Origin of the sequence: Bradyrhizobium sp. CER78 (assembly GCF_029846235.1) — a bacterium.
In the GTDB taxonomy this organism is placed as follows: domain Bacteria; phylum Pseudomonadota; class Alphaproteobacteria; order Rhizobiales; family Xanthobacteraceae; genus Bradyrhizobium.
Genome location: NZ_JARVWP010000007.1, coordinates 306,946 through 326,274, shown reverse-complemented (window position 1 = coordinate 326,274; position 19,329 = coordinate 306,946). Strand labels below are relative to the sequence as shown.

At 65.0% G+C, this 19,329-nt stretch carries 21 protein-coding genes; 12 read left to right on the top strand and 9 right to left on the bottom strand.

The window, feature by feature from the left end; genetic code table 11:
- Positions 1-48: 48 nt before the first annotated feature.
- Positions 49-567, top strand: coding sequence for a PAN domain-containing protein (locus QDT69_RS18155; RefSeq protein ID WP_193399667.1), 519 nt, complete (start codon positions 49-51; stop codon positions 565-567).
- 244 nt (positions 568-811) lie between these two features.
- On the opposite strand, the gene QDT69_RS18150 is transcribed toward QDT69_RS18155, so the two are convergent.
- The 5 genes from QDT69_RS18150 to QDT69_RS18130 form a co-directional block, all read right to left on the bottom strand.
- Positions 812-1,378: a nucleotidyltransferase family protein gene (locus QDT69_RS18150; protein WP_279707828.1), complete on the bottom strand. Its 567-nt coding sequence runs from the start codon at positions 1,376-1,378 to the stop codon at positions 812-814.
- 173 nt (positions 1,379-1,551) lie between these two features.
- On the bottom strand, positions 1,552-1,893 hold the full coding sequence (locus QDT69_RS18145) for an MmcQ/YjbR family DNA-binding protein (protein WP_279707827.1): 342 nt from the start codon (positions 1,891-1,893) through the stop codon (positions 1,552-1,554).
- 10 nt (positions 1,894-1,903) lie between these two features.
- Positions 1,904-2,674 carry a signal peptidase I gene (gene lepB / locus QDT69_RS18140; protein WP_279707826.1) on the bottom strand — a complete coding sequence of 257 codons (771 nt, stop codon included), beginning with the start codon at positions 2,672-2,674 and terminating at the stop codon, positions 1,904-1,906.
- Positions 2,674-4,098: a metalloprotease TldD gene (tldD, locus tag QDT69_RS18135; RefSeq protein ID WP_279707825.1), complete on the bottom strand. Its 1,425-nt coding sequence runs from the start codon at positions 4,096-4,098 to the stop codon at positions 2,674-2,676. The genes lepB and tldD overlap by 1 nt, the downstream gene beginning before the upstream one ends.
- A gap of 284 nt (positions 4,099-4,382) precedes the next feature.
- Positions 4,383-4,787 carry a helix-turn-helix domain-containing protein gene (locus QDT69_RS18130; RefSeq protein WP_279707906.1) on the bottom strand — a complete coding sequence of 135 codons (405 nt, stop codon included), beginning with the start codon at positions 4,785-4,787 and terminating at the stop codon, positions 4,383-4,385.
- Positions 4,788-4,985: 198 nt separating this feature from the next.
- Between QDT69_RS18130 and QDT69_RS18125 the strand changes: the two genes are divergently transcribed.
- From QDT69_RS18125 to QDT69_RS18115, 3 genes are read left to right on the top strand one after another with little or no spacing between them, the layout of a single operon-like run.
- Positions 4,986-5,378, top strand: a complete 393-nt coding sequence (locus tag QDT69_RS18125) for a DoxX family protein (protein ID WP_279707824.1) — start codon at positions 4,986-4,988, stop codon at positions 5,376-5,378.
- A gap of 10 nt (positions 5,379-5,388) precedes the next feature.
- Positions 5,389-5,907 (top strand): hypothetical protein, encoded by a 519-nt coding sequence (locus QDT69_RS18120; RefSeq protein ID WP_279707823.1) that lies wholly within the window; start codon positions 5,389-5,391, stop codon positions 5,905-5,907.
- 35 nt (positions 5,908-5,942) lie between these two features.
- The gene (locus tag QDT69_RS18115) at positions 5,943-6,536 is read left to right on the top strand and encodes a TlpA disulfide reductase family protein (RefSeq protein ID WP_279707822.1); all 594 of its coding nucleotides are present in this window, start codon (positions 5,943-5,945) and stop codon (positions 6,534-6,536) included.
- 146 nt (positions 6,537-6,682) lie between these two features.
- Here QDT69_RS18115 and QDT69_RS18110 read toward each other — a convergent pair whose 3' ends face one another.
- A complete protein-coding gene (locus QDT69_RS18110; protein ID WP_050422247.1) occupies positions 6,683-7,180 on the bottom strand; it encodes an invasion associated locus B family protein in 498 nt (165 codons plus the stop codon).
- A gap of 614 nt (positions 7,181-7,794) precedes the next feature.
- On the opposite strand from QDT69_RS18110, the gene coxB reads away from it, so the two are divergent.
- The 8 genes from coxB to QDT69_RS18070 all read left to right on the top strand — a co-directional run bounded on the left by coxB (position 7,795) and on the right by QDT69_RS18070 (position 14,388).
- Positions 7,795-8,634, top strand: a complete 840-nt coding sequence (gene coxB / locus QDT69_RS18105; protein WP_279707821.1) for a cytochrome c oxidase subunit II — start codon at positions 7,795-7,797, stop codon at positions 8,632-8,634.
- An 81-nt stretch (positions 8,635-8,715) separates the two neighbouring features.
- Positions 8,716-10,332 carry a cytochrome c oxidase subunit I gene (ctaD, locus tag QDT69_RS18100; protein ID WP_279707820.1) on the top strand — a complete coding sequence of 539 codons (1,617 nt, stop codon included), beginning with the start codon at positions 8,716-8,718 and terminating at the stop codon, positions 10,330-10,332.
- 64 nt (positions 10,333-10,396) lie between these two features.
- Positions 10,397-11,335, top strand: a complete 939-nt coding sequence (locus tag QDT69_RS18095; RefSeq protein WP_279707819.1) for a heme o synthase — start codon at positions 10,397-10,399, stop codon at positions 11,333-11,335.
- A gap of 38 nt (positions 11,336-11,373) precedes the next feature.
- Positions 11,374-11,538: a CoxF protein gene (locus tag QDT69_RS18090; RefSeq protein WP_212012421.1), complete on the top strand. Its 165-nt coding sequence runs from the start codon at positions 11,374-11,376 to the stop codon at positions 11,536-11,538.
- 5 nt (positions 11,539-11,543) lie between these two features.
- Complete coding sequence (locus tag QDT69_RS18085) at positions 11,544-12,173, top strand: cytochrome c oxidase assembly protein (RefSeq protein WP_279707905.1); 630 nt, start codon at positions 11,544-11,546, stop codon at positions 12,171-12,173.
- A gap of 106 nt (positions 12,174-12,279) precedes the next feature.
- Positions 12,280-13,176, top strand: coding sequence for a cytochrome c oxidase subunit 3 (locus QDT69_RS18080; protein ID WP_050422212.1), 897 nt, complete (start codon positions 12,280-12,282; stop codon positions 13,174-13,176).
- A 67-nt stretch (positions 13,177-13,243) separates the two neighbouring features.
- Entirely contained in the window at positions 13,244-13,630 is a 387-nt protein-coding gene (locus QDT69_RS18075; RefSeq protein WP_279707818.1) for a DUF983 domain-containing protein, read from the top strand.
- Positions 13,627-14,388, top strand: a complete 762-nt coding sequence (locus QDT69_RS18070; RefSeq protein ID WP_279707817.1) for an SURF1 family cytochrome oxidase biogenesis protein — start codon at positions 13,627-13,629, stop codon at positions 14,386-14,388. The genes QDT69_RS18075 and QDT69_RS18070 overlap by 4 nt, the downstream gene beginning before the upstream one ends.
- Positions 14,389-14,412: 24 nt before the next feature.
- Here the strand turns inward: QDT69_RS18070 and QDT69_RS18065 are convergent, their stop codons facing one another.
- Genes QDT69_RS18065 through QDT69_RS18055 form a run of 3 tightly spaced genes read right to left on the bottom strand, consistent with a single transcriptional unit; the run spans position 14,413 to position 19,318 of the window.
- Positions 14,413-17,532: an efflux RND transporter permease subunit gene (locus QDT69_RS18065; protein WP_279707816.1), complete on the bottom strand. Its 3,120-nt coding sequence runs from the start codon at positions 17,530-17,532 to the stop codon at positions 14,413-14,415.
- Positions 17,529-18,725 carry an efflux RND transporter periplasmic adaptor subunit gene (locus tag QDT69_RS18060; RefSeq protein ID WP_279707815.1) on the bottom strand — a complete coding sequence of 399 codons (1,197 nt, stop codon included), beginning with the start codon at positions 18,723-18,725 and terminating at the stop codon, positions 17,529-17,531. The genes QDT69_RS18065 and QDT69_RS18060 overlap by 4 nt, the downstream gene beginning before the upstream one ends.
- The gene (locus QDT69_RS18055; RefSeq protein WP_279707814.1) at positions 18,722-19,318 is read right to left on the bottom strand and encodes a hypothetical protein; all 597 of its coding nucleotides are present in this window, start codon (positions 19,316-19,318) and stop codon (positions 18,722-18,724) included. Before QDT69_RS18055 ends, QDT69_RS18060 begins: the two co-directional genes overlap by 4 nt.
- Between the last annotated feature and the right edge of the window lie 11 nt (positions 19,319-19,329).

Genomic DNA, 19,329 nt, shown 5'->3' with positions numbered 1-19,329 from the left:
GAAAGCAATCTCATGGGGATAGGCCGCCTCTTTAAGGCGTGTGTGGTGATGTTCGCGGCCTTGTCGGCCGTTGCCGTCACGCGCCCGGCATTGGCGCAAACCAATTTCGACCGTCCCGGCGGCGACTATCTGAACGCGCCGGTGACGACGGGCGACCCCGCCGACTGCGCGTTGACCTGCGAGCGCGACCGCCGTTGCCGCGCCTGGAGCTTCAACTATCCGACCGATGCCAACAACGGCGCGGTGTGCTGGCTGAAGAACACCGTGCCGCTGCGGGTGCAGGACAATTGCTGCGTCTCCGGGGTGCGTGGCGCGGGCGTGGTCGAGCCGCGCAGCGGCGCCATCGAAACCTCGATCGATCGCCTCGGCGGCGACTACAAGAATTTCGAATTGAAGAGCAGCGACGGCGACGAGGCCTGCCAGGCCGCCTGCACCGCCGACAACAAGTGCCGCGCCTGGACCTACGCCCGCCCCGGCTATGCCGGCCGCGACGCGCGTTGCTTCCTGAAGAAAGAGATCAAGCCGCCGCGCCGGAAGGCGGGGTTCACCTCGGGCGTGGTGCGCTAGGGCGCGATGAGATTGGATTGAGTCGTCATCGCGCTTTAGCTCTTTGTTTGGGCATGATCTTTTTCGGAAAACCGCTTCGCACTTTTCCGGATCATGCTTTAGGGCCGCACATACATTCGTCGTCCCTGCGAAAGCAGGGACCCATACTCCGCGGCAGAATGTCGTGAATGGGACTCGTCATTCCACCACCGTGCAACAATCGGCATCGGTGGTTATGGGTCCCTGCGTTCGCAGGGACGACGGACTATTCGGGGTTGATTACCGTGATCTCCGGCCAAAGCGCCTTCCATCGCTCAGCCTTCGTCGTGTAATTCGCCGCGGAAAAATTCGCGGTCCGGTTCGGCCGCACGATCATGCCGGCGACATCGTCGAAGCCGCTTGGCGCATACACGTCGTAGCCGCCAGCGCTGCGGCGGATACCGACCTGCACGTTCGCGCTGAGGAAGCGATCGATGCCGTCGGTCGAACATGACAGTGCAGGGTAGGGCACGCCGTGCTTGTCGGGATACCAGAGATGGACGCGGGCCTGGTTGCGGACCTCGATCGCGACGCCGAGATGGCCGAGCCGCGCGGTAAGCCCGCGGATCACAGCGTCCTCAGCCTCCCACGACGTATCCGGATCGAAATAGAACACGTCGTAGTCGTTGATGCCGTGATCGAGCGGCCGGTTGGTCAGCACATTCCAGACGCTCTGCACCAGGCAGCCGGCGACCAGCCAGGCATCGGGCAAACCGAGGCGGTCAAGCTCGTCTGCAATCGCTGGATTGACCGGATTGCGTAGCGCCGCGGTGAGGAATTCGTCCTGGGTCATATTTCCAGATTTCTGCCCGTCATTGCCTGCGACAAACGCGAAGCGTTTGCGCACGGGAGCGAAGCGACGAAGCAATCCATCGATCCGTTATGACGTGACATGGATTGCTTCGCGGAGCCTGTCATCCGGCGGCGCTTCGCGCCGACCGGGTGGCTCGCAATGACGAGAAACGATTATCCGGCCGCGTCGTAATCCCTGACCGCCTTCTTCGAGGCCAGCGTGCGCCAGTGCCGGCGCAGCAGCGGCTCGACGGTTGCGCGCTTGGCCTTCGACAGGCGGATCAGCACGGTCGGATAATCGCGATAGTGATCGGTGAAGTAGAAGATCTTGGGCTGGCTCTCGACCAGCATGTCGCGCTCGTCCGGTGGCACGCCGGGCATCACCAGGCTGTCGCCGTCCTCCTTGAGCCGCACCAGCATCTTCTTGCGCACCTTCAGCGCCGGTGTGCCGTAGGACGTGCCGTCCTCGACCTCCGGCCACGCCAGCACCAGGGTCCTGACGTCGTCGAAGGTCACGTTGGCAGGCTCACTGCACCGAGGTGAAGAAGCGCGCGAGGCGGAAGCCGGAGAGCCAGGTCCAGACCGGCTGGCTGCGGATGCCCATGTCCCAGGAGCCGACCACCGCGTCGGCGCGGCCGATCAGATTGTCGATCGGCAGCAGGCCGACACCGCCGTCGCGCACCGGCACGCGGCTGTCGGCGGAATTATCCCTGTTGTCGCCGAGCACGAACAACTGGCCCGCAGGCACCGTCACCTCCGCCGTGTTGTCGAGCCGGCCGTTGTCGCGGATCTTGAAGATCGCGTGGCTGACGCCGTTCGGCAGCGTCTCGATATAGCGATTGGCATCCTCCCCGCCGCCGCGGTCGTCCTCGGCAAAGCCGGTGCCGTCGGGCTTCAGCGCCGCCGGATGATCGTTGATGAAGAGCTGGCCCTGCCGCATCTGGATGCGATCGCCGGGCAGCCCGACGACACGCTTGACCCAGGCCTGCGAGCGATCGCCCGGCCAGCGGAACACGACGACGTCGCCGCGCTTCGGCGTCTCGCCGAACACCCGGCCGGTTTCCGGCAGCGTGATCTGGATCGGCAGCGACGCCGCGCCGTAGCCATAGGGAAACTTCGAGGCCACCAGCGCATCGCCGATCAGGAGCGTCGGCTCCATCGAGCCCGACGGCACATAGAACGGCTCGGCGATCGCGCCCTTGGCGAGGAACACGACGGCCACGATCGCGGCCAGCTGCACGGCCTGCCCGCGCCAGCTGGTCGGTTTGGCCGCCACGACTTCGTTTCCGCTGCTCACTAGCCCGTTCCTCCGACCGTAATCCGTTCCATCCTGAGCGTCGGCTGGCCAACGCCGACCGGCACACCCTGGCCGTTCTTGCCGCAAGTACCGATTCCCGTATCCAGCGCAAGATCGTTGCCGATCATGGTGATCCTGTGGAGATCGGTCGGCCCATTGCCGATCAGCATGGCGCCCTTCAGCGGCGCGCCGAGCTTGCCGTTCTCGATCTTGTAGGCCTCGGTGCACTGGAACACGTATTTGCCCGAGGTGATGTCGACCTGGCCGCCGCCGAAATTGGCGGCATACATGCCGTTCTTCACCGAGGCGATGATCTCGGCCGGGTCGCGGTCGCCTGACAACATGTAGGTGTTGGTCATGCGCGGCATCGGCACATGGGCATAGCTCTGCCGCCGTCCGTTGCCGGTCGGCTTCATGCCCATCAGGCGTGCGTTCTGGCGGTCCTGCATGTAGCCGACCAGAATGCCATCCTCGATCAGCACGGTGCGGTTGGTCGGCGTGCCCTCGTCGTCGATCGAGAGCGAGCCACGGCGCGAGGCCATGGCGCCGTCGTCGACCACGGTGACGCCCTTGGCCGCGACCTGCTGGCCCATCAATCCTGCAAAGGCCGAGGTCTGCTTGCGGTTGAAGTCGCCTTCGAGCCCGTGGCCCACGGCTTCATGCAGCATCACGCCGGGCCAGCCGGCTCCGAGCACCACATCCATCTCGCCGGCGGGCGCCGGCACCGATTCGAGATTGACCAGCGCCTCGCGCAGCGCGCCGTCGGCGGCGTCGCGCCAGGCCTTGGTCTCGATGAAACGGGCATAGCCCTCGCGGCCGCCATAGCCCTTGCTGCCGCTCTCCTGCCGATCGCCCTGGCCTGCAACCACGGAGATATTGACGCGCACCAGCGGGCGGATGTCGCGATAGCTCTCGCCGTCGGGCCGCAGGATCTCCACCACCTGCCAGGTCGCAGTGAGGCTGGCCGAGACCTGCCGTACGCGCGGGTCCTTGTCCCGGACATAGGCGTCGATCTCGCCGAGCAGTTTTACTTTGGCCTCGAACGCAGGTCCGTCCAGCGGATTCTCGTCGCCATAGAGTCTGACATTGGTGTGGGCCGGCGCCGCAGCGAACGTGCCGGCATAGCCGCCGCGCACGGCAGCGACCGCATCCGCGGCGCGGATCAGCGCCGGGATCGAGACATCGGAGGAATGCGCATAACCGACCACGTCGTCCTTGACGGCGCGCAGGCCAAAGCCCTGCGAGGTGTCATAGGTCGCCTGCTTGAGCCGGCCGTTGTCGAACACCAGCGCCTCGGTCTGCCCGAACTCCAGGAACAGCTCGCCGTCATCGGCGCCTTCAAGGCCGCGGGCCACCTCGCGGCGGACGGCATCGCGGTCCAGATTGGCGCGGTCGAGCAGGGAGGTCGTGGCGGGATTGGTCATGGTCACTCCGACGCAGTGCGATGTTCTTGGCGATTCCGTGGGCGATTCCCCGTCATCCTTGCCTGAAGCGCAGCTGATTGCCAGTGCGGAACCCGCAAGCAGGGATTCCGCCGATTGAAGCAGAGACGAGCGGAAAACTCATCTTACAACCCGGAAACCTGTGCCGGCCCGGTTCCAGGCTCGGACGACGATGGCCAAACATAGTGTTTGGGGTGGCAAACCGGGAGTGCCTGCGACAGTGACATCGGTCACGGCAGCCCCTCGGGATCGTCACCTTGTCGTCATCAGCCGCCGCGCCGGCCGGCCTTCCGTGGCTGGCTGTCCGGCCCGGCTGCATCGCCAGGCTGCGACGGTGGCTGCGCGCCCTTGCCGGCCGCGCCCTGCGCTGAGGTCGGAAAACCATGCTCCTGCGCCCACCGGTAGAGCTCGTCGAACACCGGCTTGAGCGCCTTGGCGGAGGGCGTCATCTCGTACTCAACCCGTGGCGGCACCTCGGGATAGACCGTGCGCTTGACGAGGCCATTGGCCTCGAGATCGCGCAATTGCGTGGTCAGCATGTGCTGGGTGACGCCGGGGATGGCCTGCCGCAGCTCGCCGAATCGCCGCTTGCGGTCGATCAGTTGCCAGAGGATGTCGCCTTTCCATTTCCCGGCCAGCACCGCAAGCGCGCGATGAAATTGCGCCAGCATGTCGCCGTCGCACGGTTCGGACGCCGCCGGAGGCTCGGGCGGCTCAATAGTCTGTTTTTTCATACTACCTCACAAAAATGATCCTACTTGTTCTTTTCATCTTACTCCCGAATTTAGCCCATCGAAAGCCGCGGGCCTGCCGCCGATCGGTCAGGTGGCCGCGCGGTCCGGTCGAAACGAACTATTGGGAAGTGATCCATGTCAGTTGCTGTTGCCACGGCGCCGTCGCGCTGGAAATCCGTCAGTCTCTGGGTTGTCAGGGGACTGCTTGCGCTGGCCTTTGCCGCTGCGGGCGCCGCCAAGCTCTATGGCGTGCCGATGCTGGTCGAGGAATTCGAGCATATCGGGCTCGGCCAGTGGTTCCGCTACTTCACCGGGTCGCTGGAGCTCATCGGCGCGGTCCTGATCCTGCTGCCGCCGGTCGCAGCCGTCGGCGGCGTGCTGCTGAGCTGCATCATGGTCGGCGCGACCATCAGCCATCTGTTCGTGATCGGCGGCTCACCGGTGCCGGCGCTCGTGCTGCTCGCGCTGAGCGCGATCGTCGCCTACGCCAAGCGCAGCCAGTTCGCGCTGCTCGCGACCGCGCCGTGAGGTCGCAGCGATGCGTGTCTCTCGGCGCATCCCGACGCTCGCTGTGGGGCTCGTGTTGGCCTTCGCGGTGCCGTTCGCCGTGACCTTGCTGCTCACCGGCTCGGTCTCGGCGGCCTCCAAACCGGAGCCCAAAAACCTCGGGTCAAAGCAGCCCGAGCCGCGTGTGCATCATGTCGTGCTGCCGATCAACAGCGACGATCCGACCACGATGCGGGCGCTGATCTCGACCGCGCTCAATCTCCCGAAACATTACCGGGAGCGCAACGAGCCGTTCGAGATCGAGGTCGTCGCCTATAATGCCGGCGTCCACATGCTGCGGGCCGATACCTCGCCAGTGAAGGATCTGCTGCGGGTGGTGCGTGGACTCACGCCCGACATCCTCTTCGTGGTCTGTGAGGCCACCAAGCTCGGCATGGAACGCGCCGAGGGCCATCCGCTCGTCCTGCTCGATAATGTCGACCTGGTGCCGAACGGGCCCGGGCGCATCATCGAATTGCAGGAAGCCGGCTGGTCCTACATCCGGTCGTGAGCGATGCAGCCATCGAGCCAAGCGGAGAGCTGATCATGACTGTCGTTCGCGCGCCCACACGCCGCACCGTCGTCGCCGGCATGATCGGCGCCGGGGCTGCGCTCGCGATGCCGGCGCGGGCCGCGTCGGGGCCGCCGCAATTCGGCACCATCCGACATCAGTTCACGCTGGTTCAAGGCGCTTATCCAGTGCCGCCGGTCGCGATCCCGGCGCTGGCCGGCGGCGCGATCGATCTCAATGCGTTCAAGGGCAGGCTGGTGCTGGTGAACTTCTGGGCTACTTGGTGCGCGGCGTGCCGGGGCGAGCTGCCGATGCTGGATCGCCTCGCTGCCGGCGGCCGCAGCGATCTCGCGGTCATCGCGGTCAGCACCGACCGCAACCGTGCGGTGGTGGCGCCCTACGTCAAGCAGCTCAAGCTGCGTCACCTGACGATCGGCTTCGATCCCGGCGGTCTCGTCTCGCGCGTCGACGCTGCCGAGGTCAAGACGCCGTTCGCGCTGTACGGCATGCCGATCTCGTTCCTGATCGGCGTGAGCGGACAGGTCGAGGGCTACATGACTGGTGAAGCGGACTGGTTGTCCGCCGACGCGAGTGCGTTGGTTGATTATTATGCGGGCGGAGGGCGGTGAGCGAGATTCGCTTGGCGTCGATCAGCGCAGCTTGCGTAGCCCGGATGGAGCGCAGCGCAATCCGGGACCGGCATCAACCGCCAGAGAGATTTTCCCGGATTTCGCTTCGCTTCATCCGGGCTACGCCTTCTGGGATGCTCGTTGGCCTAGGGCAATTTGTCATAGCCCTCCGCCAGGCCGTTCAGGCTGAGCGGAAAGCCGATGCCCTCTTCCGGGGTCTCGAAGATGATGAACGTCGCGGTCTTGGCGTTCTTGAGCTGGCCGAGCAGCTTGTCGTCCATCACGACCTCGGCGACGCAGCCATTGGGCAGGCATCTGACAAAACCGGCGCGGCCGACGTCCTGATTGTCGAGTTTCAGGCCGAGGCCGGAGGGCAACAGCACGCCGAGCGGGGCGACCACGCGCATCAGGCGGCTCTTCTGGTCGGCGGTCTTGAGCACGATCACGGTCAGGCCGGCATTGGAGCGGTCTTCGGCTACCACGCTCTGGATCAGTGCGCATTGCTCGGCCTGGGCGCCGGGCGGGGTGTCGCAGCGGATCTGCCAGTCGCCATGGACCGAGCGCACCGCGCCTTGCGCGTTCGCTGTCTGGGTGAGGCCGAGAGAAGAGGCCAGAATCACGAGGCCGCCGAGCCAGCAGGCCATCGTCAAACGAATGTTCGAAGCGCCCATCCGGGTCGATCCTTTGATGTTCGGTCGGACCGGCCGTCCGCCCGGCCGCCGCTAGCACGCCCGATCAGGATGCGCCCTTAAAAATCGCATCGTGATCTCATCTCTTTGTTTGAGCATGATCTTTTCGGAAACCGGCTGTCCCTGCTCCGGATCGTGCTCGCCCGTCGACTGATACCGCAATGACGGCGCCTTGAAGGCGATCTTGAAGCCATTCCCGCGCCGGATTGGGGCAGCCCGCAGCGAATCAGGTTCCTGTGGGCTATCCCGCCTGTGGGTACATCCGGCAATCCCCCTGTCAACTGCATGCGGTGTTGTTTCGGCGACTTTCGCTTGATTTTGCGGGAAAAATCGCAAGCGGCAGCTTCATCGCAGGCGCATGGCTTTCGGACCTACTACTGCATTGCGAGCGCCTGAGAATTATGGTTTGAGAGGCTGGATTTCGACGCGTTCTAGCGATCTGGCTCCCGTACCCACCTTGACTCAGAGACGGGTATGTCCGGAAGGCCGTTTGTCAGGGCGGATCGTGCTGCATTTTCGGCCACATGCCGGAGGTGCTTTGGGGAATAATGCAAGGGAGCGCGAGCGGCATGAAGATGTCGATTGGCCGGTTGGGCAGGCAATTGCTGGGGTTGGCGGTAGCGGGTGTGGCGTCTGTCGCCGCAGGATCGGCCTTCGCCGAAATGGGGCAGCCGGCGCCGTGGGAGCACAGGCTGCAGGAAGCCGCGACCCCGGTGATGGAAAACATCATTTGGTTTCACAATTTCCTGCTGGTGCTGATCACCGTCATCACCCTGTTCGTGCTGGCGCTGCTCATCATCGTGGTGGTGAAGTTCAACGCCCGCGCCAACCCGGTCCCCTCCAAGACCACCCACAACACCCTGATCGAAGTGGCCTGGACGCTGATCCCGGTCCTGATCCTGGTCGGCATCGCGGTGCCGTCGTTCCGTCTGCTGTTCCTGGAGCTCGACGTGCCGAAGCCGGACCTCACCGTGAAGGTCACCGGCAAGCAGTGGTACTGGTCCTACGGCTATCCGGATAACGGCAAGTTCGAGTTCGACTCGCTGCTCGACAAGGACAAGCAGCCCCGTCTGCTCGGCGTCGACAATGAAATGGTGGTCCCGGTCAACAAGGTGGTCCGGATCCAGACCACCGGCGCCGACGTGATCCACTCGTTCGCTGTGCCGGCCTTCGGCGTGAAGATCGATTCGGTCCCCGGCCGTCTCAACGAGAGCTGGTTCAAGGCCACCAAGACCGGCGTGTTCTACGGCCAGTGCTCGGAACTGTGCGGCAAGGACCATGCCTTCATGCCGATCGCGGTCCGGGTCGTCAGCGACCAGGAATTCGCGACCTGGGTTGAAGGGGCGAAGAAGAAGTTTGCGACCAATCCGGCGAATTCCTACGCCTCGGCTGGTCAGGCGGCGCAGTAAGCCGAGCGGCTTATTGCGGCGGATGGAATAAGGGCGACGGGCCGCAAGGTCCAAGAGGGACTGCAAGGCAGGATTTTGAACATGGCGACAGGCGCAGCGACACACGACGATCACGCCCATGATGATCACGCCCACCATCCGACCGGATGGCGGCGCTATCTCTACTCCACGAACCACAAGGACATCGGTACGATGTACCTGGTTTTTGCGGTGATCGCGGGCATCATCGGCGCTGCGATGTCGATCGCGATCCGTGCCGAGTTGATGTACCCGGGCGTCCAGATATTCCACGAGACGCACACCTATAACGTGTTCGTGACCTCGCACGGTTTGATCATGATCTTCTTCATGGTCATGCCGGCGATGATCGGCGGGTTCGGCAACTGGATGGTGCCGCTGATGATCGGCGCGCCCGACATGGCGTTCCCGCGCATGAACAACATCTCGTTCTGGCTGCTGCCGGCCTCGTTCGCGTTGCTCTTGCTGTCGACCTTCGTCGAGGGTGAGCCGGGCGCCAACGGCGTCGGTGCCGGCTGGACCATGTATGCGCCGCTGTCGACCTCGGGCCATCCGGGTCCGGCAGTCGATTTCGCGATCCTGTCGCTGCATCTTGCCGGTGCGTCGTCGATCCTCGGCGCCATCAACTTCATCACCACGATCTTCAACATGCGCGCGCCGGGCATGACCCTGCACAAGATGCCGCTGTTCGTGTGGTCGATCCTGGTGACGGTGTTCCTGCTGCTGTTGTCGCTGCCGGTGCTCGCCGGTGCGATCACCATGCTGCTGACCGACCGCAATTTCGGCACCACCTTCTTTGCGGCTGACGGCGGCGGCGACCCCGTGCTGTTCCAGCATCTGTTCTGGTTCTTCGGTCACCCCGAAGTGTACATCCTGATCCTGCCCGCCTTCGGCATGATCAGCCAGATCGTCTCCACCTTCTCGCGCAAGCCCGTGTTCGGCTATCTCGGCATGGCCTACGCCATGGTCGCGATCGGCGGCATCGGCTTCGTGGTGTGGGCGCACCACATGTACACTGTCGGCATGTCGTCGGCGACGCAGGCCTATTTCGTCGCCGCCACGATGGTGATCGCGGTGCCGACCGGCGTGAAGATCTTCTCCTGGATCGCCACGATGTGGGGCGGCTCGATCGAGTTCAAGGCGCCGATGATCTGGGCGATCGGCTTCATCTTCCTGTTCACCGTCGGCGGCGTCACCGGCGTCGTGCTGGCCAATGCCGGCGTCGACCGCGTGCTGCAGGACACCTATTACGTGGTGGCGCACTTCCACTACGTGCTGTCGCTCGGCGCCGTGTTCGGCATCTTCGCCGGCTGGTACTACTGGTTCCCGAAGATGTTCGGCTACATGTACTCGGAGAAGATCGCCAAGGCGCACTTCTGGTTCACCTTCGTCGGCGTCAATCTGGTGTTCTTCCCGCAGCACTTCCTCGGCCTGTCGGGCATGCCGCGCCGCTATGTCGACTATCCGGATGCGTTCGCCGGCTGGAACCTGATCTCCTCCTGGGGCTCCTACATCTCAGGCGTCGGCGTGCTGATCTTCATCTACGGCGTGATCGATGCCTTCGTCCGCAAGGAGCAGGCCGCGAACAATCCGTGGGGTGCGGGCGCCACCACGCTGGAGTGGACGCTGACCTCACCGCCGCCGTTCCACCAGTTCGAAGTGCTGCCCCGCGTGCAGTAAGTCCAAGTCAACGCGGCGCACCTGCGGGTGCGCCGCGCCTTTTGAAGAGAAGTGAGACCTGATCTTGTCGGTTGTCGATCACAACGCCATCGAGCTGCCCCGGATCTCCGAGGCCGAAGTGGGCGACTACATCGCGCTCTTGAAGCCGCGCGTGATGTCGCTGGTGATCTTCACCGCGCTGGTCGGGCTGATGATCGCGCCGGTGCATGTGCATCCTGTGCTGGCGTTCACCTCGATCCTCTGCATCGCGGTCGGCGCCGGCGCTTCCGGCGCGCTCAACATGGCCTATGAGAGCGACGTCGACGCGTTGATGACGCGTACCGCCAACCGACCGATCCCGCGCGGCCGGATCACCCCGGCCGAGGCGTACGCGTTCGGCCTGACGCTCGCCTTCTTCTCGGTGATGACGCTCGGCATCCTGGTCAACTGGGTGGCGGGTGCGCTGCTTGCCTTCACCATCTTCTTCTACGCCGTGATCTACACGATGCTGCTGAAGCGCTGGACCGCGCAGAACATCGTGATCGGCGGCGCCGCCGGCGCGCTGCCGCCGGTGGTGGCGTGGGCCGCCGCGACCGGCTCGCTCTCGGTCGAGCCGATCCTGCTGTTCCTGATCATCTTCTTCTGGACCCCGCCGCACTTCTGGGCGCTGGCGCTGTTCCGCAGCGACGACTATGCGCGCGCCGGCATACCGATGCTGCCGGTGGTCGCCGGTCCCGACGCGACCCGCCTGCAGATCCTGCTCTACACTATCGTGCTGGTCGCGATCGCGCTGGCGCCGTGGCCGCTGGGCTATTTCGACGCGATCTACGGCGTCACCTCGCTGGTGCTGGGCGCCGGCATGCTGTGGCTCGCCATCGAGGTCTACCGCCGCCGTGAGGGTGTTGCGGCCAACCGCGCCACGCGCCGGCTGTTTGCCTTCTCGATCCTTTATCTGTTCGCGCTGTTCGCCGTCCTCCTTGCCGAGGTGGTGGTGCGCGCGATCCTGCCTGTCTTCATCGGATAGGGACGCCGGGGGGCGAGATGGGGGCGTACGGGACAGCAATGGACGACAAGAACGAACCAGAAGGCATCGTGCTCACCGAGGCGCAGCTCAAGAGCCGCCGCCAGCGTTCGATCGCGATTGCGCTCGCGCTCGGCGTCATGGTGGTGCTGTTCTTCGCCGTCACCCTCGTTAAGGGGCCGGCCGTGCTGGTGCGGCCGCTGTGAGCGAGATGGCGAACCAGGGACCGCGACAGGGTGAAGGCGCCAAGGTCACGCGCCGCATGCTGACCCGTGACGCGCTGGTCGCCTCGATCTGCGGCTTCGTCGTGGTGCTGATGGTCGGCGCGTCCTACGCGGCCGTGCCGTTCTACAACTGGTTCTGCCGCACCACCGGCTTCAACGGCACCACTCAGGTCGCGACCTCGCTGCCGACGGATAGGCCGCTCGAGCGCACCATCACCGTCAGCTTCGATTCCAACGTCGCACCGGGCCTGCCCTGGAAGTTCGAGCCGGAGCAGAACAATATTGACGTCAAGATCGGCCAGGTCGTCACGGTCTACTACACCGTGACCAACCAGTCGGCGCGCACCACCACGGCGCAGGCGTCCTACAACGTCGCGCCGCTCACGGTCGGCGCCTACTTCCAGAAGATCAATTGCTTCTGCTTCACCGAGCAGACCATGGCCCCGGGCGAAAAGCGCGAGATGGCCGTGGTGTTCTATGTCGATCCCGAACTGGCGAAGGACAGCGAGAACGACACGCTGAAGAACATCACCTTGTCCTACACCTTCTTCCCCGTGCGCGACGCTACGCCGAAGCCCGTGGCGGCCGGCGAGGCGGAGCAGCGCAAGGGCGGCTAGAGCATGATCCGGAAAAGTGGGGACCGGTTTTCCGAGAAGATCATGCTGAAGAGATTGGAATTTAAGATTAAGACGTGCCTTGCGGCACGCGAATGGAGAGACGGCAATGGCTGAGGCGCAAGTCAAGCATCACGACTATCATCTCGTCGACCCGAGCCCGTGGCCGGTGGTCGGCTCGATCTCGGCCTTCATCATGGCGTTCGGTGCGATCGGCTGGATGCACCATATGTATTCCGCCGCTCCGATCGTGTTCGGCATCGGCACCATCGGCGTGCTCTACACCATGGCGAGCTGGTGGGGCGACGTGATCAAGGAAGCCCAGTACAAGGGCGACCACACCCGCGTGGTGCAGATCAGCCACCGCTACGGCATGATCCTGTTCATCGCCTCCGAGGTGATGTTCTTCGTCGCCTGGTTCTGGGCCTTCTTCAACTCGGCGCTGTTCCCGGCCGACGCCGTCCACGCCACCCGCGACGCGGTGTTCGGCTGCGGCGCCGGCACGGCGATGGGCGCCTGCTCGGTGCCCGGCACCTGGCCGCCGCACGGCATCGAGACCTTCGATCCCTGGCATCTGCCGCTGCTCAACACCCTGCTGCTGCTGACCTCGGGCACCACCGTCACCTGGGCGCACCATGCGCTGCTGGAGAACGACCGCCAGGGCCTCAAGCAGGGCCTGATCCTCACCGTGATCCTCGGCGCCTTGTTCACCTGCGTGCAGGCCTATGAGTACGCCCATGCGACGTTTTCGTTCGGCGGCAACGTTTATGGCGCGACCTTCTTCATGGCGACCGGGTTCCACGGCTTCCACGTGCTAGTCGGCACCATCTTCCTGCTGGTCTGCCTGATCCGCGCCTATGCCGGCCACTTCACCCCGAAGCAGCACCTCGGCTTCGAGTTCGCCGCCTGGTACTGGCACTTCGTCGACGTGGTGTGGCTGTTCCTGTTCATCTGCATCTACGTCTGGGGTCACGGCGCCGAGTCCATGGCCCACGGCGCCCACTAAAGCGCAGGCCGACGTGCTAACAAGGGGCGGCCCGATGGCCGCCCCTTTTGCTTTTTGAAGAGAACCGATGACCGATACCCCGCCCACTGTGACCGAAAGCGCGATCCGCGGCATCGCCTGCCGCTGCCCGCGCTGCGGCAAGGGCAAGCTCTATTCCGGCTTCCTGACCCTGGCGCCGCGCTGTGAGGCCTGCGGCCTCGACTACGCCTTCATCGATGCCGGCGACGGCCCGGCGATCTTCATCATCATGCTGGCCGGCGCCATCGTGGTCGCGGCCGCGCTGATCGTCGAGGTGAAGTACCAGCCGCCGTTCTGGGTGCACGCGGCGCTGTGGCTGCCGCTGATCGTGATCACCACCATCCTGCCGCTGCGCTCGATGAAGGCGCTGCTGATCGCGCTGCAATTCCACCACAAGGCGGCCGAAGGCCAATTGATCGAGCGCGACCCGAAATGAATGACAGTAAAGCGAGTCGGCCGAGCGCGGCCGGCTTCGGAATTTTCACGCTGATCCTGATCGCGGTGTTCATTGCCCTCGGCGTCTGGCAATTGCAGCGCCGGGTCGAGAAGCACGCGCTGATCGCAGCCCTCGACGCCCGGCTGGCCGCCCCGACCGAGGCGCTGCCGCCGCCATCGGTGTGGCCCACGGTGACCTCGGCCAAGGATGAATTCCGCCGTGTCACTTTGACCGCGACCTACGCGAAGCAGCCCGACGCGATGGTCTTCAGCTCCGGCTCCGCGGTGCGCGACGATGTTTCGGGACCCGGCACTTGGGCGTTCCTGCCGGCCAAGCTCGCCAGCGGCGAGACCGTGGTGATCAACGCCGGCTTTGTCCAGAACACGATGCAGGACCGCGCCTTCGAGGATCGCGTCACCGCGCGCCTCGTCACCGGCACGCCGGTGGAGCTCACCGGCTATATCCGCTTTCCCGAGCCGCCGGGCCGGCTGACGCCAAAGGAGGATACCGCGAAGCGGCTGTGGTTCGTGCGCGATCATCGCGCGATGGCGCAGGCGCTCGGTTGGGGTGAGGTCGCGCCGTTCTATATCGACCTCGAGGCGCCGGTCCCCGACAGCGGCACGCCGAAGCCCGGGCCGCTCAAGGTGCGTCTCAAGGACGACCACATGCAGTACGCCATCACCTGGTTCTCGCTCGCCGCCGCGGTCACGATTGCCTTCGGCCTGTGGTGGCGCGGCCAACGCCGCAGGGCAGGCTGACGCACGGCTACGGCGCGGGGCACGTCACGTCGCCGTCTCGGCTCCGTGTGGTGCGGCCTTCTGCGCACCCTTGCGCAGCCTGGCGAACCACCGGGTCATCCCGTCGAGATAGATGTACACGACCGGCGTCGTGAACAGCGTCATCAGCTGCGAGACGATCAGCCCGCCGACGATGGCAAAGCCGAGCGGCTGGCGCAGCTCCGATCCGGTGCCGGTGCCGATCATCAGCGGAACGCCGCCGAGCATGGCGCACATCGTCGTCATCAGGATCGGCCGGAAGCGCGCACGGCAGGCCATGTAGACCGACTGTTCGGCGGGGAGATGCTGGTGGCGCTCGGCCTGCAGCGCAAAATCGATCAGCATGATGCCGTTCTTCTGCACGATGCCGATCAAGAGGATGATGCCGATCAGCCCGATCACGTCGAGCCCGAAGCCGAACGCCCACAGCGCGAGCAGCGCGCCGAGCCCGGCGGACGGCAAGGTCGAGAGGATCGTGATCGGATGGATCGTGCTTTCATAGAGCATGCCGAGGATCAGATAGACGGCGACCACCGCGGCGAGGATCAGGATCGGCGTGCTGCCGAGCGCCGCCTGGAACGCCTGCGCATTGCCCTGGAAGCTGGTGACGACGGTCGACGGCACGTGCAGGTCGGCGGTCGCCTTCTGCACGGCCGCGACCGCGGTCCCCACCGCCGTGCCCGGTGCCAGGTTGAAGCTCAGGGTCACCGACGGAAACTGGCTTTGGTGATTCACGGAGAGCGGCGCGGTGCCGTAATCGATGCTCGCGATCTGGCTCAAGGGCACCATCGTCCCCGCGGACGAGCGGACATAGATGCGGTTGAGCGCATAGGGACCGAGCTGGAACGACGGATCGACCTCCAGGATCACGTAGTAGGTGTTGAGCGTCGTGAACAGCTGGGCGACATGGCGCTGGCCGAATGAATCATAGAGCGTGTTGTCGACCGCGGCCGGATCGATGCCGAGGCGGGAGGCCGCGTCGCGGTCGATCTGCAGCTTGAGCTGACGCGCAGCGTTGGCCTGGTCGGTCGCGACGTCGGCCAGTTCCGGCAACGTCTTCAGCTTCTGATACAGCTTGCCGGCCCACAGATTGAGCTCGTCCTGGTTCACGTCGGTGAGGGTGAACTGGTACTGCGTCTTGGACAGGCGGCTCGCGAGATTGATGTCCTGCGTCGCCTGCATGAACACCGACATCCCCTTGATCTTCTGCAGCGCGCTGTCGAGCTGCCGGATCACCTGATCGGCGGAGGCGCTGCGCTCGTTGCGCGGCTTCAGCAGCACGAACAGGCGGCCGTTGTTCTCGGTCACGGTCGGGCCGCCCGGTCCGATATAGCCGGTCGCGTTGGCGACCGAGGGGTTCTTGGAAATGACGTCGATGACGCTGCGTTGCAGCGTTGCCATCTGCGCCGGGGAGATGTCGGCCGAGGCCTCCGTGATGCCGGTGATCAAGCCGGTGTCCTGCTGGGGAAAGAAGCCCTTGGGAATGCCGACGAACAGCAGGCCGGTCACCGCAATGCTTGCCAGCATGATCGACAAGGTCGTCGCCTTGAAGCGCAGCGCTCTGGCAAGTACGGCCTCATAGGCCGCCTGGATCGCGACGAAGCCGCGTTCGAGCGTGCGTGAGACAGCGCCAGCCCCGGCGCCCTGGTGCGGCGACAGCAGATACGCGCACATCATCGGCGTCAGCGTGACCGAGACGATCACCGACACCACGATGGCAACGCAGACTGTGACAGCGAATTCCTGGAACATGCGGCCGATCACCCCGCCCATCAGCAGCAGCGGAATGAACACCGCGATCAGCGAGACCGATATCGAAATGATCGTGAAGCCGATCTCGCCGGCGCCCTTCAGGGCGGCCTGCATTGGAGAGAGGCCTTCCTCGATGTGCCGCGAGATGTTCTCGATCATCACGATGGCGTCGTCCACGACGAAGCCGACCGCGATCGACAGGCCCATCAGTGACAAATTGTCGAGGCTGTAGTTGAGCAGATACATCACGCCGAAGGTGCCGATCAGCGAGATCGGCACCGACACTGCGGGGATGATGGTCGCCCACAGATTGCGCAGGAACAGGAAGATCACTCCGACCACCAGCGCGATGGTCAGCACCAGGGTGAGCTGAACGTCGGCGACGCTGGCGCGGATGGTCTGCGTACGGTCGGAGGCGATCGTCACCTTGATGTCGGACGGCAGGCTCGACACCAGCTGCGGGAGCAGCTTCTTGATGCCGTCCACCGTGCTGATCACGTTGGCGCCGGGCTGGCGCTGGATCGCCAGGATCACGGCAGGCTTGTCGTTGTACCAGCCATGCAGCGTGACATCCTCGGCTGCCACCACGGCATGCCCGACGTCTCGCAGGCGCACCGGCGCGCCGTTGCGATAGGCGATGATCAGGTCGTCATATTTGCTCGCGTTGAGCACCTGGTCGTTGGTGGCCAGCGTATAGGCCTGCTGGCTGCCATAGAGCACGCCCTTCGGCTGGTTCACGGTGATGTTGCCGAGCGTGGTCCGCAATTGCTCGAGATCGATCCCTGCGGCGGCGAGCTTGGCCGGATTGACCTGCACCCGGATCGACGGCTTCTGCGTGCCGCCGATGGTGACGAGCGAGACGCCCGGTACCTGCGACAGTTTCTGCGCCAGGATGCTGTCGGCATAGTCGTCGACCTTGGTCAGCGGCTCGGTGTCCGACGTCAGCGCGATCAGCAGCACCGGCACGTCGGCCGGATTGACCTTGTGGAAGGTCGGCGGCGACGGCATGGTCTTGGGCAGTTGCCCGGATGCCGCATCGATCGCGGTCTGCACGTCCTGCGCGGCCGCATCGACGCCGCGGTTCAGCGCGAATTGCAGCGTGATCTGGGTATTGCCGAGCCCGCTGCTCGAGCTCATGCCGGTCAGGCCGGCGATCTGGCCGAATTGCCGCTCCAGCGGCGTCGCGACCGAGGAGGCCATGGTCTGCGGGTCGGCGCCGGGCAATTGCGCGGTGACCTGGATGGTCGGGGTATCCACCGTCGGCAGCGCCGAGACCGGCAGCCGCACGAAGGCGATCATGCCGACCAGCACGATGGCGACGGCGAGAAAAGCGGTGGCGACGGGTTTGCGGATAAAGCCTGCGGAGACGTTCATGGCAGCATGCCTGCGCTTGCGGTGGTTGCGTCCTGGACCTGGTCTTTCTTGTCATCGGGCACGATCTCGACCGTCGTTCCTGGATTGAGCCGGTACTGGCCGGCGGTGACGACGGTCTCGTTCGCGGCGAGGCCCTGCTCGACCAGCACCTGCCCGTCACGCGATTGCCCGGTCGTGACATTGCGGATGCCGACGACGTCGTTCGGGCCGACAACATAGGCGAAGGCGCCGTTCGGTCCCTGGCGCACCGCCGTCAGCGGCACCGTGAGTGCGTTATGACGAACCGCGACCGTCAGATGGACGTTGACGAAGGTCCCGGGCCACAGCGTGTTGCCGGCATTGGGAAACGATGCCTTCAGCTGCACCGTGCCGGTCGAGCTGTCGACCTGGTTGTTGATCAGCATCAGGCTGCCGTGGTCGAGCTTTTGCTTGTTCTGTGCATCATAGACGTCGACCGACGCGTCTCCGGTTGCCAGCGCCTGCCGGATACCGGGAATGTCGCCGGACGGCAGCGTGAAGATCACCGCAATCGGCTGCAACTGGGTGAGGACCACGAGCCCGTTGGTGTCGGTCGGGTGCACGACGTTGCCGGGATCGACGCGGCGGATGCCGGTGACACCGTCGAACGGCGCGGTGATTCTGGCGTAGCTCAGCTGGGTCTGTGCGGCTTCCAGCGCGGCCTTGTCGAGCGCGACGGTGCCTTCGCCCTGCGCGACCTGCGAATCCTGGGTATCGAGCAATTGCTGGGTGGCAAAGCCGCGATTGGCGAGCGGCTGTGTTCGCGCCAGATTGGTCCGGGCGTTCTTCAAGGTCGCCTCGTCGCGCGCCAGCGCGGCCTCGGCCTGGTCGACCTGGGCCTCGTAGACCCGCGGGTCGATCTTGGCGAGCACATCGCCGCGCTTCACCTGCTTGCCCTCGACGAAATCGACGCTGTCGAGCGTACCCTGCACCTGGGTGCGGATGGTGGCCGTGTTGATCGGCGTCACCGTGCCGAGTCCCTCGAGCACGATCGGCACATCATGCTGCACGACCTTGGTCGCCGTCACCGGAACGACAGGCGTGACCGTCGTCGATTGGGCCGCTGCCGGAGCCTTGTCAGCTGCGCGGTCTGGCCGATCCACGGCATAGAGGCCGACGCTGACTGCGGCGACCACCAGGCACGCGCCCGCGATCTTGAGGGTCTTCGATGTCATGGATTACCAGCTCCATCGGTGGTCCGGCGGCCGATCGTTGCAACCAGCTCGAGGACAAAGGTTTCAGTTGCGCTCGCCGCGGCGGCTTGCGTCCCGCGGCCGACGGTCAGGTCGAGATTGATGATGCGCGCGTCGAGATCGGCGGCGCGCAACGCACCGATCAGGCTGCCTTGCGGCGCGTCGTCGTTGCGATGAATGACGAGGCGTATCGCCGTGACCGTCGGCACCACGGGAAACGGCAGTGCTTCGGAGGAGACGTCGATTGCGACAATGCCGGCGCAGGGCAGCTCGCCCCTTAGCGTCAGTTCGAGCATGCGCCGCGCGATGGATCCTTCGCCCAGCAGGATCAACTGCCGCGGGGGGATATCGACGCGGTCGAGCGTTGCCGCAACGCCGCTCAGGATGCCGGCATAGCTGGTCTCGCGCAGCGCAATCGGCAGCCATGTCGCAAGCGGCGTGAGCCGTTGCCAGCGCGCGAAGGTCTCCGGCACGGCTATGGCCGTGGCATCGGGGGCGACCAGGACGCCGACCAGTACGCGTGCGTTGGCACGATGGGGCCGGATTGCGATGGCGGTTTGCGGGCTCTCGGGCATGCCCGGAAACT